Raw genomic sequence first — 15161 nt, forward strand, 5'->3', positions numbered from 1 at the left:
GCTGCGTGTACCCCTGCGTGCTGCTGACATCGTCGTCGCTTCTCCTGTGTGATCTTCAGGCATGACGGGCGGCGTCCGGTTATGACAGCGTTGTCATGCAGAGTCCTGTCTACCCCCTCTCGGGGGTGAGGTCAACCCTCTGCTGCGTCTCGACCGGCGCCCAACAGGGGCAGAAGTGCCCCCGGGGCACTTGTGCCCTCGCCCGCTCTGGGGCGGGAATCGACGGCTTCCGCGGCACTAGTGTGACGCCACACCCGGCCGTCGCCGGGCACGGATCCACCCGGAGGACCCATGGACACCGACGCCACGCTCTGGCCGCCGAGCGCCGAGGCACTCGCCGACACGACGCTCTGCCCCGCCTGCTTCAGCGAGCTGGCCGGCGTCACCTGTCGGAACTGCGCGCTGCGACTCGACACCCCGTCGGCCGCGCGGCTCCTCGAGCACGTCGCCCGCCTCCTGGCCGACGACCGGGAGCGGCACGAGCTCATCACGGAGATCCGACTCGAGAACCGGCAGGCCGAGGCACGCAGGATCGCGGCCGCCCGTGCCGTGGCGGTCGCTGCTCCCGCCGCCGCCCTCGCGCCCTTCCCCGCCTCCTTCCCCGCAGCCGCACCCCTCGTCGCCGCACCCGCACCCGCACCCACACCCGCCCCAGCCGCACCCGCCCGACGCCGCAGCACCGTGCAGATCCTGCTGCTCGCGACGGGGATCGTCCTCGTGTCGGTCACCGCGGTCTTCTTCGCGCTGATCGCCTTCCTCATCACGTCGGCCAGCGTCCGAGCGGTCCTGCTGCTCGGGGTCGTGGCGGGAGTCGGCGCGACGGCGCACGCGCTCCGCCGCCGCCTGCCCGGCACCGCCGAGGGGATCGCGGCCCTCGCGGTGACCCTGCTGGCGCTCGACGGCCTCCTAATTCGAGCGCAGCGGCTCTTCGGCAGCGACCACCTCTCGGGGTGGCTGTTCACGGGCGTCTTCGCCGCGGCGATGGTCGCGGCCCTGCTCCTCGTCGGGAGGCACTCGTCGCTCCGCGCGTACCGGGTCGCGGCCGTCGTGCTCCTTCCTCTCGCCGCCTTCGGAATCGGCGCGGGAGCGGTGGCGGGCCCGTCCGCCGCGTCCGGATCGGCGACGAGCGTGTTCGTCGGCGCGGCCCTGACTGCAGCCGTCTGCCTCCTCGTCCGGTTCGCACCGCGCCCGTTCCAGGCGGCACTCCCGGCGCCGAGCGACATCGGCGCCCACTCGTTCGAGAACGTCTGGACGCGGGCCGTAACCGGCGTCGCACTCCTCCTCTCCGTCGTCGCCGCACTCAGCGCCTTCCCCGGTCTCGTGGTCGGCGGAGCCCTCGCCCTCGTCGTCGCGGCAGCCCTCTGGGCCTGGCTGGCGCTGGCCGACGACGGCAGCGACAGCAGGATCGCGTCGATCGGAGTCGGCCTCACCCTGGCCGCGGCCGTGCTCGACGTCGGCTGGAGACTCCCCCACCCGCTCGACACGATCACCCTCGCGCCCGGGGGCGTGGCGGCCGTCGGCCTTCTCTTGGCCGCGGCGTCACGGACCGACCGGGCCCGGGTCGCGCGCGCTGCCCGCACAGCAGCAGCCACCACCCTCGGTGCGGCCGGCGTGCTGGCCGTGCCTCTCCTCTGTATCGCGGGCGCGACGATCCTGCGCCGGGCTGCCGTCTGGCTGACGGCGCCCGCCTTCGCCCGCGGCGCCACGACGCCCTGGCCACGCCCCGGGCTCGGCGGGCTCGAGGACCGCCTCGCGCCCTGGGCCCCCGAAGCCCTCGCCGGGGCCGCACTCCTGGTGATCCTCGGCCTGCGGATGCTGGGGCACCGGCCGTACCGGGCGCCGCGATCCGCGCGCAGGATGCCGCCCCTCCTCCTCGGTGTCGCGATCGCCCTCGCGGTGCTCGACGCGGCGATCCTCCTCCCTGCACCCCTGCCGGAGTCGATCGCTCTGGCGGTCGTCGTCGTGCTCGGGCTCGCGGCAGCTCGTGCGCGGTCGAGGATCCCGGCGCCGCTGCGGGTCGTGGCTGCAGCCGGCGCGCTCACCGCCGCCGTGCTCCTCGTGACATCGGCGCGCACCACCCACGCGCTCTGGCTCCCCTCGCTGGGAGCCTCGACAGCCGCGATCCTGGCGCTCCGCTCGTCGCTGCGGCTGCTCCCGATGACGAGGGTCGTGCGCGACGCCGCGCGCTCCGTGCTGTCGCTGTCCGCACTCGTCGTCGTCCTGGTGGCGTCGGTGCGCCTCTCCACCTGGGTCACCGGGGCGACCGTCGGGCGCGACGCCTCGCTCGGGCTCATCCTCACGGGGATCGTCGGCCTCGTCGTCCTGGCGATCGCCCCCGTGGCGCTCCCGCAGGCCGCTCTGCGCTCGGTGAGCCGGGCGGAGGCGCTGCTCCTCGCTGTGACGGCACTCCTCGCGACTCTCGGCGGCGTGGCGTCGCTCGCCGTTCTCCCGCTCTTCGGCGGCGGAGACGAGGTCGTCCTCGCGCCGTGGGCGCTGCCCGCCTTGTTCGCCGCCCTCGGCGCCCTCGGGATGCTGTGGCTGGCCCTGCCCGTCGCCGGCCGTCGGCTCGAGCGGGGGCTCGCGGCCCTCCTGACCCCGGTCGCGCTCCTCGTGTCTGCGAGCGCCTCCGCCGGTAAGCTCGACCTCCGAGGCGACCTCGCCGCAGCAGCCGCGGTCGTCCTGCTGGCCGCCGCCGGGGCCGCCTGGCTGTCGCGTGCACCGCGCCTGCGCATCGTCTGGGACACCGCGACCGGGCTCGGGGGCTGCGCCGTCCTGGTCGTCGTCTCGACGGCGTCGGCGAGCCCCTGGCCGGGGCTCCTCCTGCTCGCGGTCTCCGCGCTCCTCACCGCCGCGGAGCCCCGTGCGCCGCACCCCGCAGGATCACCGCGCCGCCTCCTCGCCTGGCTCGCGCTCCCCCTCGCGACCGCCGCGCTCTGGACGTCGCTGGCCGACCGGTCCACAGCCCTCGTCGAGGCGTACACGCTGCCTCTCGCCGGAACCCTCCTCCTCGTGGTCGCGGCCGGTGCGCTCCGAGACCGCCGGCCGGCGCAGGCCGCCCGTCCTGAGACGATCGATCACGACGCCCTCGGGGAGCGGGGATCGGATCCGCGCACAGCGCTGTTCTCGGCCGCGCTCGCCGTCGCGATCCTGCCGAGCACCGTAGCCGGTGGGAGTGGCGACGCACTCCGACCCGCGCTCCTCCTCGTCGCAGGATGCCTCGCGGCCGCGCTCGTCGCGCGGGCGCCGGTTGTCAGCGGCGGTGTCGCACTCCGGCTCCCCCTCCTCGTCGCCGTCCTGGCTGCCATCGGCGGAACAGGCGTCGTCCGGGCTCTCGGCGACGGCGGGCTCCTGTCCGGGCTCGCGGGCGGCGACGCAGTCCGACTCGACGCCCTCGGCCCGGCCGATGCCTGGATCGCCGGCTCGGCCGCCCTCCTGCTCGCCGCCGCCGTCCTCTGGCGCGGGCTCGAGGTCCGGGCCGTGAGCCTGCCGCTGGTCGCCGCGCTGACCGCGGTCGCCGTCGTCACCGTGCCGACGCTGTTCCTGGTGTCGGCGGCGCCGGACGCGGTGGCGCGCCCGATCGCGGCCTCCGCCGTGCTGCTGGCCGGGTCCGTCGCGGCCGCGACCCGATACCCGGGACAGGACACGCGCATCCTGCGCCACTCGGCCCTCGGGGCGTCGGCCCTCCTCGTGCTCGTCGCCCTGCTGTTCGGCGCCGCCGGACACGTCGCGTTCGAGGCGCTGACCGTGCCCGTCGCGGCGGCCCTCGTCGCCACCGGGGCCCTCGATCTGCGACAGGACGACGGGCGACGCTCCTGGCCGACCCTCGGGCCGGGGCTCCTGCTCGGTCTCGTGCCGTCGCTCCTGGCCGACTACGTCGACGTGCAGGTGATCCGCGTGGTCGTGCTGGGCGTCGTCGCCATCGGCGTCCTGCTCGCGGGAGTGCGGCTGCACCTGCAGGCACCCGCCGTGCTCGGCGGCGTCGTGGTGATCCTGCACGCGCTCGCTCAGCTGTGGCCCGGACTCCAGACGCTGTCGACGACGGTGCCGTGGTGGCTCTGGGCGGGCGTCGGCGGCGTCCTGCTGATCGTCGTGGCCGCGACGTACGAGCGCAGGATCCAGCAGGCGCGGGCCGTCACGCGGACCCTCGCCTCCCTGCGCTGAGGCGCGCACCCGCACCCGGGACGTCCGCGCGGGGAATAGAACAGACCCCGAGGTGTTGCAGTAGTATGCAAACGCATAGAAATGGGGAGACCATGGCGACCGCAACCAATCCCGACCGCATCGTGCCCGACATCGACCCGGCAGCGATCCAGCTCGGCCTCGACACCTTCGGCGACGTCACCGAGCGACCCGGCTCCACGCCGCTCGCCGGCGAGCACCTCAGCCACGCGCAGACGATCCGCAACCTCGTCGACCAGGCGGTCCTCGCCGACGAGGTCGGCCTCGACTTCATCGGCGTCGGCGAGCACCACCGCGTCGACTTCGCCGTCTCCGCACCGGAGGTCGTGCTCGGCGCCATCGCCGCGCGCACCGAGAACATCCGGATGGGCTCCGCCGTCACGGTCCTGTCGTCCGACGACCCCGTGCGCGTCTACGAGCGCTTCGCGACCGTCGACGCCCTCTCGAACGGACGCGCCGAGGTGATCCTGGGCCGAGGCTCGTTCACCGAGTCGTTCCCCCTCTTCGGCCTCGACCTCGCCGACTACGAGGTGCTCTTCGAGGAGAAGATCAACCTCTTCTCCGAGCTCCTGAAAGACGAGGCCGTCAGCTGGACCGGCACCAAGCGCGGCGCCCTCGACCAGCAGTGGGTCTACCCGCGGCCCGAGTCCGGCACCCTGAAGACCTGGGTCGGCGTCGGAGGTTCGCCCCAGTCGGTCATCCGGGCCGCCCACTACGGCATGCCGCTGTTCCTGGCGATCATCGGCGGACAGCCCGCGCAGTTCGCGCCGTACTCCGACCTCTACCGTCGGGCCCTCGACCAGTTCGGCCAGGCTCCACAGCCGATCGCGATGCACTCCCCCGGCTTCGTCGCCGCCACCGACGAGGAGGCGCTCGAGATCCTCTACCCGTACCAGGAGGCGCAGACGAACCAGCTCGGCCGCGAGCGCGGCTGGGGCCCCTACACGAAGGAGCAGTACTTCGCCTCGGCCGCCGAGGACGGCGCGCTCTACGTCGGCTCGCCCGAGACCGTGGCCCGCAAGATCGCGCGCAACCTGCGTCTGCTCGGCGCGACCCGCTTCGACATGCGCTACAGCATGGGGCTGCTCCCGCACGAGCACATGATGTCGAGCATCGGGCTCTACGGCCGCGAGGTCGCGCCGATGGTCCGCGAGCTCCTCGCCTCGGAGGTCGCGGCGGTCTAGCGGTCGGCCGGCTCGAGCGAGCGGGAGCGCGCCCGAGACCGCGCCACCGCAAGCGACACTGCGACGCCGGCGCACGCGACGAGCCCCACGACGAGCAGGACGACGCCGCCGGTCTGCTGATCCGCGACCGGCGGCGCTCCCCACTGGCGGCCCATCGCGCCGTACCAGTCGGAGAGCAGCAGGCCCCGCGTCGACGCGAGCACGAGCCCGAGGGCCAGGACGGCGGCGGCCACCAGGGCGACGAACCCGGTGCGGAGCCCCGGCCCCGCGGCGACGGGCACCGGGTCGACGCCGACGACGGACTGCGCGAACAGCCAGCCGCAGAGCAGCAGCCCGAGCACCAGGGCGAAGTGCCCGGTCGCGGTCGTCGCCGTGAAGCGCAGCAGGGGCGTGTACACGCACGCCCAGATCGAGACGGCGAGCAGGATCGCGCCCATCGGCGGGAACGTCAGCCACGCGGCGCCCCTCGACTGCACGATCATCAGGAACCACTCTCGCGGGCCCCGGCTGCCGTCGCGCCGCTTCGCCGTCGCGAGGAGCGCGAGGGTCCACGGTGCGGCCGGCACCAGCAGGAGCGGCACGACGAGGCCCACGACCACGAGCGCCGACAGGTGCGCGCTGACCAGGTAGCGCGAGTAGACCTCCGGAGCCCCCGACGTGGCGTAGGCGAGGACGACGAGGCCGGCGCACCACAGGATCGTGCGCGACAGCGCCCAGCTCTCGCCCCGACGGCGCAGCCGCGCCACGCCCACGAGGTAGGCCGCGACCCCGAAGGCGCAGGCCAGGAGCCAGACGAGGTCGGGGCTCCAGGCGGTGAGGAGTCGCAGCGGGGTCAGCTCGGGCGGCAGCCTCTGGTCGGTCAGGACCTGCGCCGGGGTGAGCGCCGCGGTGTCGGTCACGGCCGCCTGGGCGACGGGCGTCTCGGTGCGAGCGAGGGCCGCAGCGATGCCCGACGCCAGCCCGAGGAACGCGAGCTCGGCGGTGACGAACCACCAGAAGGTCGGCTTGGACGCCTCGAGCCGGTTCTGCACCCGGGCCACCAGGACGCGGCGGTGCACGACGCCGAAGAGGCCGAGGACGACGAGCGCCACGGTCTTCGCGATCACGAGCAGCCCGTACCGGGAGCCGAGCTCGCTCCAGGAGCCCACGCGGATCTGGGCGCTGGCGACACCCGACACGGCGACGACGACGAAGGCGACCAGCGCGATGGACGAGTACCGCGCGAGCACCGGCCCGAGCCGGGCCTTCTCGATGACGGGCCGGAGCAGCACCAGCGCGAAGAGGCCGCCCAGCCAGACGGCCGCGCCCTCGATGTGGAGCCCCAGCGCCAGGACCGCGCTGGTGTGATCGGCCGTGCCCGCGGCGTGCCCCTGCTGCGCGAGCGGGACGAGGGCCCCCGCGGCGATCAGCGCGACGACGAACACCGGGGTGACGCCCCGGACGGCGAAGCACAGCACCGTGACGGCGGCCGCCATCAGGGTCGAGACCAGCCAGGCGAGCCCGAGCCCGGTGCCGGTCAGGAAGAACGCCAGCGACTGGCCGAACTGCGCGTCGGCGGTGACGCGCACGTTCGAGACGCTGAGGAACGTGAAGAAGCCGGCCACGCAGGATGCCACGGTCCACGCCAGAGCCCCGGCCGACGCGATGTCGAGGGCCCGGCCCCACTCGGGCCTCTCGGGCGTCAGCGCGAAGCAGGCGAGCGCGAGCGTCCCGATCGTCAGCGCGGCGCCGAGATCGGTGACGAGGGTCGCGATCGGGAGGCCGAAGCGCACCGCGGCACCCGGGTCGGCCAGCGGCAGGCGGTCGGCAGCGCCGCCGAAGGCCAGGGCCGCGAGCAGCGCCGCGAGGGCTGCGGCCACGAGGATCGCGGGCGCGGCGAGACGGCTGAGGCGTGGCACCCGGCAATCGTACTGAGCGCCCTCCGCCGTTAACTGAAGGAAGGGCTGGCGACGATCGTCGACAACCCTTCCTGCGATGGAGCGGACCTACTTGACAGAAGCCTTGAGCTTGCTGCCGGCGCTGACCTTGACGCTGTCGCTGGCGGCGATCTCGAGGGCCTCACCCGTCTGCGGGTTGCGGCCGGTGCGAGCGGCGCGGTGCGTCTTCTCGAAGGCGATCCAGCCCGGGATGGTCACCTTGGTGCCATCGGCGACGTTCTTCGAGACGACGGCGAAGAGAGCGTCGACGACGCCGCTCACGGCGGCCTGGCTCTGGCCCGACTCGGTGGCGACAGCTGCGACGAGCTCGGTACGGTTCAGTGACTTGTCAGCCATGTGTGTCCTCCTCGGACAGGGTTGGTGGAAGCTAGCTTGCTCGGACGACCGGTGACAGCCGTGAGGCGGTCCGCCGGGGTACAAGACCCTGTCGAACCGCCTCAGAACCTACCAGGAAGACTTCGTGATGCCCGGCAATTCGCCTCGGTGAGCCATGTCGCGGAAGCGGACGCGGCTGATGCCGAACTCCTTGAGGTGACCGCGGGGGCGCCCGTCGATCGCGTCGCGGTTGCGGACGCGGACCGGGGAGGCGTTGCGGGGGAGCTTCTGCAGGCCGACGCGGGCCGCCTCGCGGCTCTCGTCGGTGCCGTTCGGGTCGATGAGAGCCTTCTTCAGCTCGAGGCGCTTCGTCGCGTAGCGCGCGACGATCTCTTTGCGCTGGTTGTTCTTCGCAACCATGCTCTTCTTGGCCATGTTTAGCGCTCCTCGCGGAATTCGACGTGCTTGCGGATGACCGGGTCGTACTTCTTGAGCACGAGGCGGTCGGGGTTGTTGCGACGGTTCTTCTTGGTCACGTACGTGAAACCGGTGCCCGCCGTCGAGCGGAGCTTGATGATCGGACGGACGTCCTGCTGCCTTGCCATTAGATCTTCTCCCCACGAGCGAGGAGGTCTTTGACGACCTTCTCGATGCCACGGGCGTCGATCACCTTGATGCCCTTGGCGCTGAGCGTCAGGGTCACGTTACGGCGAAGCGAAGGCACGTAGTAGGTCTTCTTCTGGACGTTCGGGTCGAAACGACGCTTGGTGCGTCGGTGCGAGTGCGAGATGTTGTGTCCGAAGCCGGGAACGGCTCCGGTCACCTGGCAGGTTGCTGCCATGATTTCCTCCGTAGATACCGTAGGAGCGCTGTTCGAGAACGGCGGCCCTACCCAAGGTCACTTGTCGGCGCGCGTCAGCCCTCTGCCTGAGCAGTACTGCTGGGAGTCGGCACACATGAGTGCAGATAGCACTCAACCAAGGAGCTAGCCTACGCGACACGCCCGACGTCACGCAAGCCGGGCCGCCGCGGTGCAGGCCGCGCAGAGCCCGAAGACGTCGACGACGTGGTCGGCCTGGGTGAAGCCGTGCTCGGCGGCGACGCTCCTGGCCCACGTCTCGACGGGGTCGGCCGAGATCTCGACCGTGGTGCCGCAGTTGCGGCAGATCAGGTGGTGGTGGTGCGTGCCGGGCGTGCAGGCGCGGTAGAGGCTCTCGCCGTCCTGCTGCAGCGCGTCGACCTCGCCCTCCTGCTCCAGCGAGGCGAGCGCGCGGTAGACGGTCGCCAGGCCGATGGGCGAGCCGGTGTCGCGGAGGGCCGAGTGCAGGACCTGCGCGCTGACGAAGCCCTCGCTGCCGGTCAGCGCCCCGCGGACCGCCTCCCGCTGCCAGGTGTTGCGCTTCACGAGGCCGCCTCCGCCTTCTCGGGGACGGCGGCGGATCGTGCCGGCGCCTGGGAACGACGCGGCGACCGCTTCTCGCGGCGCCCGCCGACGAGACGGCAGACCAGCCAGATCGCGAACGAGATCGTCGTCACGTACGGCGAGATGGGCAGACCGCCGCCGAGAGCCAGCAGGATCCCGCCCACGACCGAGACGACCGCGAACGTCATGCTCAGCACGGGCACCCACAGGGGCGAGACGGTGAGCCGGAGCGCGGCCGCCGCGGGCGTGACCAGGAGCGACAGCACGAGCAGCGCGCCGACGATCTGCACCGACACGGCCACCGAGAGGCCGAGCGCCAGCATGAAGACGATTGACAGCGTGCGGACCGGCACCCCCGCGGCGGCGGCCACATCGGGATCGACGCTCGCGAAGGTGAGCGGTCGCCAGACGACGAGAAGGGTCGCGATGACGACGACCGAGATGGCCAGCAGCCAGCCGAGCTGGGGGTTGTCGACCGAGACGATCTGCCCGGTCAGGAGCCCGAACTTGTTCGCCGCGCGCCCCTGGTAGAGCGCCAGGGCGAGGATCCCGAGGCCGAGGCCGAAGGGCATCAGGACCGCGATGATCGAGTTCCGCTCGCGCGCCCGGTTGCCGAGCAGGCCGATGATCAGCGCGGCGAGCACGCTCCCGACCACCGAGCCGGTGACGACGTTGACGCCGACGAGGAGCGCGATGGAGGCGCCGGCGAACGAGAGCTCGCTGATGCCGTGGACGGCGAAGGGCAGGTTCCGCGTGATCACGAACGGCCCGATGAGGCCGCCGACGATGCCGAGGAGCGCCCCCGCGATGAGCGAGTTGCGGACGAGCACCACGAGCTCGCCGAAGTCCTGGAACGACAGGATGTGCGAGAGGACGTCGAGGTTCATCGGATCGGGCCCTCCGGGTCGACGTCTCCGGAGGAGTCGTGGTGGTGGGCGTGGTCGTGCTCGCCCTCGCCGATAGAGGTGCCCTCGGTGCTGCCCACGATGACGATCCTGCCCAGGGTGCGGACCACGTCGACCGGGGTGCCGTAGAGGTCGCTCAGGACGTCGGCGCGGAGCACCTCGTCGGGCATGCCGATCGTGAAGCGGCCCCCGGCGATGTAGACGACCCGGTCGACCACGTCGAGGATCGGGTTGACGTCGTGCGTCACGAAGACGACGGCGGCGCCCGTCTTGCGTCGCTGGGCGTCGATGAGCTCGGTGACGCCGCGCTGGTGGCGCAGGTCGAGCGAGATGAGCGGCTCGTCGCAGAGCAGGAGGGCGGGCTGCGACGCGAGGGCCTGCCCGACCCGGGCGCGCTGCTGCTCGCCGCCCGACAGGGTCGCCACGGGGGCTGCGGCGAACGGGGCGGCACCGACCTCGGCGACGAGGGCGTCGATCCTGCGCCGCTCGTCTCTCGTCTCTCGACGGAGCCCGAACCGGTGCCCGGTGATGCCGAGCGCGATCATGTCGCGGGCGCGGAGAGGCGTGCCCGACTCCATCAGGCGCTGCTGCGGGACGTACCCGATCTTGCGGTGGCCGCGGCGCACCGGCTGGTCGAGGAACTCGATGGTGCCCTCCGACAGGCCCTGCTGGCCCAGGATCGCCTTCAGCAGGGTGGTCTTGCCGGCCCCGTTCGGCCCCAGCACGGCGATGAACTCGCCCGGGAGCACGTCGAGGTCGAGGCCCCGCCAGAGGGTGCGGTCGCCGAAGCTCATGCCCGCGTCGCGCAGACGGAGCACGGGGTGCCGACCGGTCGGGATCATTTGGCGAGGGCCGCCTTCAGAGCGTCGATGTTCGCCTGCTGCCAGGTCTGGTAGTCGTCGCCCTTCGGGAGCGTCTCGGTCACCGGGACGACGGGGACCCCGGCCTTCTCGGCGGCCTTCTGGACCTGCGACGTCTCGGGGCTCGAGGCCTGCTCGTTGTAGGCCAGCAGCGCGACCTTCTTGCCGGACATGAGCTTCAGGGTATCGTTCAGCGCCCGCGGCGGGACGTCGTCGCCCTCCTCGACCGCGTGCGAGAAGGCCCCGGGAGTCACGTTCTTCAGGCCGACGGCGTCGAAGAGGTAGCCGGGCACCGGCTCGGTGTACGACACGTCGTCGCCCGAGTGCTCCGCCTTGAGCGCAGCGGTCTGCGACTCGAGCCTCGTCATGGACGCTCTGAACGCGGCGGCGTTGTCGAAGAAGGACTCGGCCTTCGACGGGGCCTCCTTGGCCAGGTCGGCCGCGAGGGCGTTCGCGACCTTCACCATGGTCGGGTAGTCGTAGAAGACGTGCTCGTTCAGCTCGCCGTCGATGGGCGTGAAGCCGGACAGCTTCACCGCGTCGATGAGGACGGCCTTCGACGACGTCGACGAGCGCATGGTGTCGACGTAGTCGTCGTACCCGCCGCCGTTCTCCATGATGATCTGGGCCTTCGAGATCGCGAGCTGCGTCTTGGCGTCGGCCTCGAAGCCGTGCGGGTCTTGATTCGGGTTCGTCAGGATGCTCGTCACGGCGACAGCGGAGCCCCCGATCTGCGACGCGATGTCGCCGTAGACGTCGGTGGAGGCCACGACGCGGATGGCGCCGCTCGACGAGCCGCCGGCGGAAGCGGAGCCGGGGTCGCTGGACGAGCAGCCCGCGAGGGCGAGGCTGGAGGCGGCGGCGAGCGCGGTGACGGCGATCAGGGGACGCAGGTTCACGAGGGATCCATCTATGGGCGGCGGGGAGGAGCGGCGGGGTGCCGCCCTCGGGCCCCGACCTTCTGCAAAGTTATTCTAAACGATAATCATTGTCAAAAGGCGGCGATCGGTACCGCGGTACCTGCGGCCGGTCCGCGAGGACCACCGCTGCCTGCCGCTCCAGGAGGTAGCTTCGAGCCCATGACCGACGAGCTGCTGCTGCCTCGGCCGCCGGGGCTCATCCGGCGGTTCTGGCTCCGGCACGCGCTGCTCGCCGACATCCTGCTCGCCGCCTTCGCCCTCCTCACGGGCTACCTCGAGAGCATCGACGTCGGGCTCGGTCTCGTCGGGGCCGACTGGTGGGTGCACGGGCTCGTCGCGTTCCCCGTGATCGGCGCGGCCGCGCTGATCCTGCGTCGCCGTCGTCCGCTCCTCACGGCCGGCGTCGTGATCGTCTGCTCCGGCGTGCTGACCGCGTTCCACGACGGCTCGACCCTCGCCGTCGCCCTCATCGTCGCGATCTACTCGGTCGCGGTCTACCGGGGCACGCTCCAGGCCTGGATCGCAGCGGCGGCCGCGTTCGGCTCGTATCTCGGGCTCGTCTTCGTGACGTCCGCGGGCGGGGTGAGGCCGTCGCTGATCCTGGTCATGGTGCTCCTGGCGCTGCTGATCGGCATCGACATCGGCAACCGGCGCCGGTACCTCGAAGCCCTGGTCGAGCGTGCCGCCCAGCTCGCCCGCGAGCGCGACGCCGAGGGGAGGCTCGCCACCGCGGCCGAGCGCTCCCGGATCGCACGCGAGATGCACGACGTCGTCGCCCACAGCCTCTCGGTGATGGTGCGGCTCTCGGACGGCGCCGACGCCGTGGCCGACACCGATCCGGAGCGCTCCCGCGAGGCGGTGCGGCAGATCGGACAGGTCGGCCGCGACTCGCTCCGCGACATGCGGCGGCTGCTCGGCGTCCTCCGCGAGGACGACGCCCCCGAGACCGCCCCGCAGCCCACCCTGGCCGAGCTCGACCAGCTGATCGAGACCTACCGGGCGACGGGCGTGCCCGTGGCCGTGCAGCAGAAGGGAACTCCCCCGAGCGACCCGACGCTGCAGGTGGCGGTGTTCCGCGCCGTGCAGGAGTCGCTGACGAACGCGCTCCGCTACGCCAGCCAGCCGTCGCGCGTCCTCGTGCAGCTCGACTACGGCGCGACCCTCACCACCGTCGACGTCACCGACGACGGCCTCTACCTCGGACCGTCCGCATCCGTCGGCAGCGGTCGAGGTCTCGTCGGCCTGCGCGAGCGGGCCGCCGTCCACGGCGGCTCGGTCGAGGCCGGGCCGCGAATCGACCCCGAGACCGGCGGCGCCCGCGGCGGCTGGCGCGTCCACATGACCCTGCCTCACCCACCGGAGGACCCCCGATGACCGACATCACTCTCCTGCTCGTCGACGATCAGGACCTGCTCCGCGCCGGCATGGCCATGGTGCTCGGCGCCGCCGACGGGCTCCGCGTCGTCGGCGAGGCGACGAACGGTGAGGACGCGGTCGCGCGCGCGGCCGAGCTGCGTCCCGACGTGGTGCTGATGGACGTCAGGATGCCGGGGCTCGACGGCATCGAGGCGACCCGCCGAATCGTCGCGGCGCAGCCCGAGACGCGCGTCATCATCCTGACGACCTTCGACCTCGACGAGTACGCGTTCGGCGGGCTCAACGCGGGCGCGAGCGGGTTCCTGCTGAAGGACGCGCCCTCGGCCGACCTCGTGCAGGCCATCCGCACCGTCGCCGCGGGCGAGGCGATCGTCTCGCCGCGGATCACGCAGCGGATGATCGAGCTCTACCGCGGGAAGATGCCCGAGACGAGCGCCGATCCTGCGGGTGTCACGCCCCTGTCCGAGCGCGAGCGCGAAGTGCTCGTCGCGATCGGCCGAGGGCTGTCGAACCAGGAGATCGCGGCGGAGCTGTTCCTCTCGGAGTCGACCGTGAAGACCCACGTGGGCCGCGTGCTCGCCAAGCTGCAGCTGCGAGACCGGGTGCAGGCCGTCATCTACGCCTACCAGCGCGGGCTGGTGTAGCGAGCGCGACGGACTAGTCGAGCAGCAGCGCCGGCTCCTCGAGCACGCTCGCCACGTCGGCGACGAAGCGCGACGCGACGTCGCCGTCGACCACGCGGTGGTCGAAGCTCGCTCCGATCGTCGTCACCATGCGCGGCCGGACCTCGCCGTCGACGACCCACGGCTTCTGCTTGATCGTGCCGAGGGCGATGATCCCGACCTCGCCCGGGTTGAGGATCGGCGTGCCGGTGTCCATCCCGAAGACGCCGATGTTGGTGATCGTGATCGTCCCGTCGGCCGTGTCGGCGGGCTGGGTCTTGCCGTCGCGGGCGGTCAGCGTGAGCTGCTCGAGGGCCTGGGCCAGCTCGAAGAGGCTCATCGCCTGCGCCTCCTTGACGTTCGGCACGATGAGACCGCGCGGAGTGGCGGCCGCGATGCCGAGGTTCACGAAGTGGCGGACCAGGATCTCGCGGTCGGTCCACTCCGAGTTGACCGTCGGGTTGCGGCGCACGGCCCAGATGACCGCCTTCGCCATGATCAGCAGCGGTGACACCTTCACGCCGGCGAACTGCGCCGAGTTCTTGAGGCGGCCGACGAACTCCATCGTGCGGGTGGCGTCGACGTCGACGAACAGGCTCACGTGCGGCGCGGTGAAGGCGCTCGACACCATGGCCGACGCGATCGCCTTGCGGACGCCCTTGACCGGGATGCGCTCGATGCGCTCCTCGCTCCACTCGGGCGTCTCGATGTTGTGGAACACGCTGGCCTGGCGCGCGTGGCGGATGACGTCGTCGCGGGTGGTCTCGCCGGCGAGGCCGGTGGGCTCGACGACAGCGAGGTCGACGCCGAGGTCTTTGGCGAGCTTCCGGATCGGCGGCTTGACGATGATCGGCTGAGCCGACGAGGCCGGGACCGACTCCGGGCGACGCCGCTTCTCTTCGGCGACGCGCTGCACGCGGGCGTCGGCCTCGCCCTTCGTGGGGCGGCGACGCCGGGTGCTCAGGTGCGCGCCGGTGATGCCGTAACCGACCAGGACCGCGCCCGACCCCTCGTCGGCGACGGGAGCGGGTGCGCCGGACGCAGCGGCCTCGGCGGCCTTGGTCGAGTGAACGACCTCCTCGAAGGCGACCGCTTCGGCCTCGGCCTCCAGGATCTCGTCGGCGGGCGTCCGCGGGATGACCCCGCCCGACACGCGGATGATCGGCGCGCCGACCTCGACGGTCTGGCCGGCCTCGACGAGGAGCTCGTCGACCGTCCCCGCGAACGGCGAGGGCAGCTCGACGAGCGACTTCGCCGTCTCGATCTCGACGATGACCTGGTTGAGCGCGACGGAGTCGCCGGGGGCGACCTTCCACTCGACGATCTCGGCCTCGGTGAGGCCCTCGCCGACGTCGGGGAGGTGGAACTCGTTGCTGCTGGTGATGGTGGTGGACACCAG

General features: G+C 72.2%; 14 protein-coding genes. 4 read left to right on the forward strand and 10 right to left on the reverse strand.

Going from position 1 to position 15161, the window contains the following annotated elements:
• Positions 1-291: 291 nt before the first annotated feature.
• Positions 292-4161 (forward strand): SCO7613 C-terminal domain-containing membrane protein, encoded by a 3870-nt coding sequence (locus ABD733_RS15255; RefSeq protein WP_344797743.1) that lies wholly within the window; start codon positions 292-294, stop codon positions 4159-4161.
• A 92-nt stretch (positions 4162-4253) separates the two neighbouring features.
• Positions 4254-5363 (forward strand): LLM class flavin-dependent oxidoreductase, encoded by a 1110-nt coding sequence (locus tag ABD733_RS15260; protein ID WP_344797744.1) that lies wholly within the window; start codon positions 4254-4256, stop codon positions 5361-5363.
• On the opposite strand, the gene ABD733_RS15265 is transcribed toward ABD733_RS15260, so the two are convergent.
• The 9 genes from ABD733_RS15265 to ABD733_RS15305 form a co-directional block, all read right to left on the reverse strand.
• The gene (locus ABD733_RS15265; protein ID WP_344797745.1) at positions 5360-7261 is read right to left on the reverse strand and encodes a bifunctional copper resistance protein CopD/cytochrome c oxidase assembly protein; all 1902 of its coding nucleotides are present in this window, start codon (positions 7259-7261) and stop codon (positions 5360-5362) included. The genes ABD733_RS15260 and ABD733_RS15265 overlap by 4 nt on opposite strands.
• 87 nt (positions 7262-7348) lie before the next feature.
• The gene (locus tag ABD733_RS15270; protein WP_286345348.1) at positions 7349-7636 is read right to left on the reverse strand and encodes an HU family DNA-binding protein; all 288 of its coding nucleotides are present in this window, start codon (positions 7634-7636) and stop codon (positions 7349-7351) included.
• Positions 7637-7744: 108 nt separating this feature from the next.
• Complete coding sequence (gene rpsN / locus ABD733_RS15275; protein WP_344797746.1) at positions 7745-8050, reverse strand: 30S ribosomal protein S14; 306 nt, start codon at positions 8048-8050, stop codon at positions 7745-7747.
• A gap of 2 nt (positions 8051-8052) precedes the next feature.
• Positions 8053-8220 (reverse strand): 50S ribosomal protein L33, encoded by a 168-nt coding sequence (gene rpmG / locus ABD733_RS15280; RefSeq protein ID WP_043595944.1) that lies wholly within the window; start codon positions 8218-8220, stop codon positions 8053-8055.
• Positions 8220-8456, reverse strand: a complete 237-nt coding sequence (gene rpmB, locus ABD733_RS15285) for a 50S ribosomal protein L28 (RefSeq protein WP_055961461.1) — start codon at positions 8454-8456, stop codon at positions 8220-8222. The genes rpmG and rpmB overlap by 1 nt, the downstream gene beginning before the upstream one ends.
• 168 nt (positions 8457-8624) lie before the next feature.
• Positions 8625-9020 (reverse strand): Fur family transcriptional regulator, encoded by a 396-nt coding sequence (locus ABD733_RS15290; RefSeq protein WP_344797747.1) that lies wholly within the window; start codon positions 9018-9020, stop codon positions 8625-8627.
• The gene (locus tag ABD733_RS15295; RefSeq protein ID WP_344797748.1) at positions 9017-9925 is read right to left on the reverse strand and encodes a metal ABC transporter permease; all 909 of its coding nucleotides are present in this window, start codon (positions 9923-9925) and stop codon (positions 9017-9019) included. The genes ABD733_RS15290 and ABD733_RS15295 overlap by 4 nt, the downstream gene beginning before the upstream one ends.
• A complete protein-coding gene (locus tag ABD733_RS15300; RefSeq protein ID WP_344797749.1) occupies positions 9922-10785 on the reverse strand; it encodes a metal ABC transporter ATP-binding protein in 864 nt (287 codons plus the stop codon). Before ABD733_RS15300 ends, ABD733_RS15295 begins: the two co-directional genes overlap by 4 nt.
• The gene (locus tag ABD733_RS15305; RefSeq protein ID WP_344797750.1) at positions 10782-11702 is read right to left on the reverse strand and encodes a metal ABC transporter solute-binding protein, Zn/Mn family; all 921 of its coding nucleotides are present in this window, start codon (positions 11700-11702) and stop codon (positions 10782-10784) included. Before ABD733_RS15305 ends, ABD733_RS15300 begins: the two co-directional genes overlap by 4 nt.
• A 180-nt stretch (positions 11703-11882) precedes the next feature.
• Here ABD733_RS15305 and ABD733_RS15310 point away from each other — a divergent pair, with 180 nt between their 5' ends.
• A complete protein-coding gene (locus tag ABD733_RS15310) occupies positions 11883-13097 on the forward strand; it encodes a sensor histidine kinase (protein ID WP_344797751.1) in 1215 nt (404 codons plus the stop codon).
• Positions 13094-13744, forward strand: coding sequence for a response regulator (locus ABD733_RS15315; protein WP_344797752.1), 651 nt, complete (start codon positions 13094-13096; stop codon positions 13742-13744). The genes ABD733_RS15310 and ABD733_RS15315 overlap by 4 nt, the downstream gene beginning before the upstream one ends.
• A 13-nt stretch (positions 13745-13757) precedes the next feature.
• Here the strand turns inward: ABD733_RS15315 and ABD733_RS15320 are convergent, their stop codons facing one another.
• Positions 13758-15158, reverse strand: a complete 1401-nt coding sequence (locus ABD733_RS15320) for a dihydrolipoamide acetyltransferase family protein (protein ID WP_344797754.1) — start codon at positions 15156-15158, stop codon at positions 13758-13760.
• Positions 15159-15161: the final 3 nt, after the last annotated feature.

Origin of the sequence: Frondihabitans peucedani (assembly GCF_039537585.1) — a bacterium.
In the GTDB taxonomy this organism is placed as follows: domain Bacteria; phylum Actinomycetota; class Actinomycetes; order Actinomycetales; family Microbacteriaceae; genus Frondihabitans; species Frondihabitans peucedani.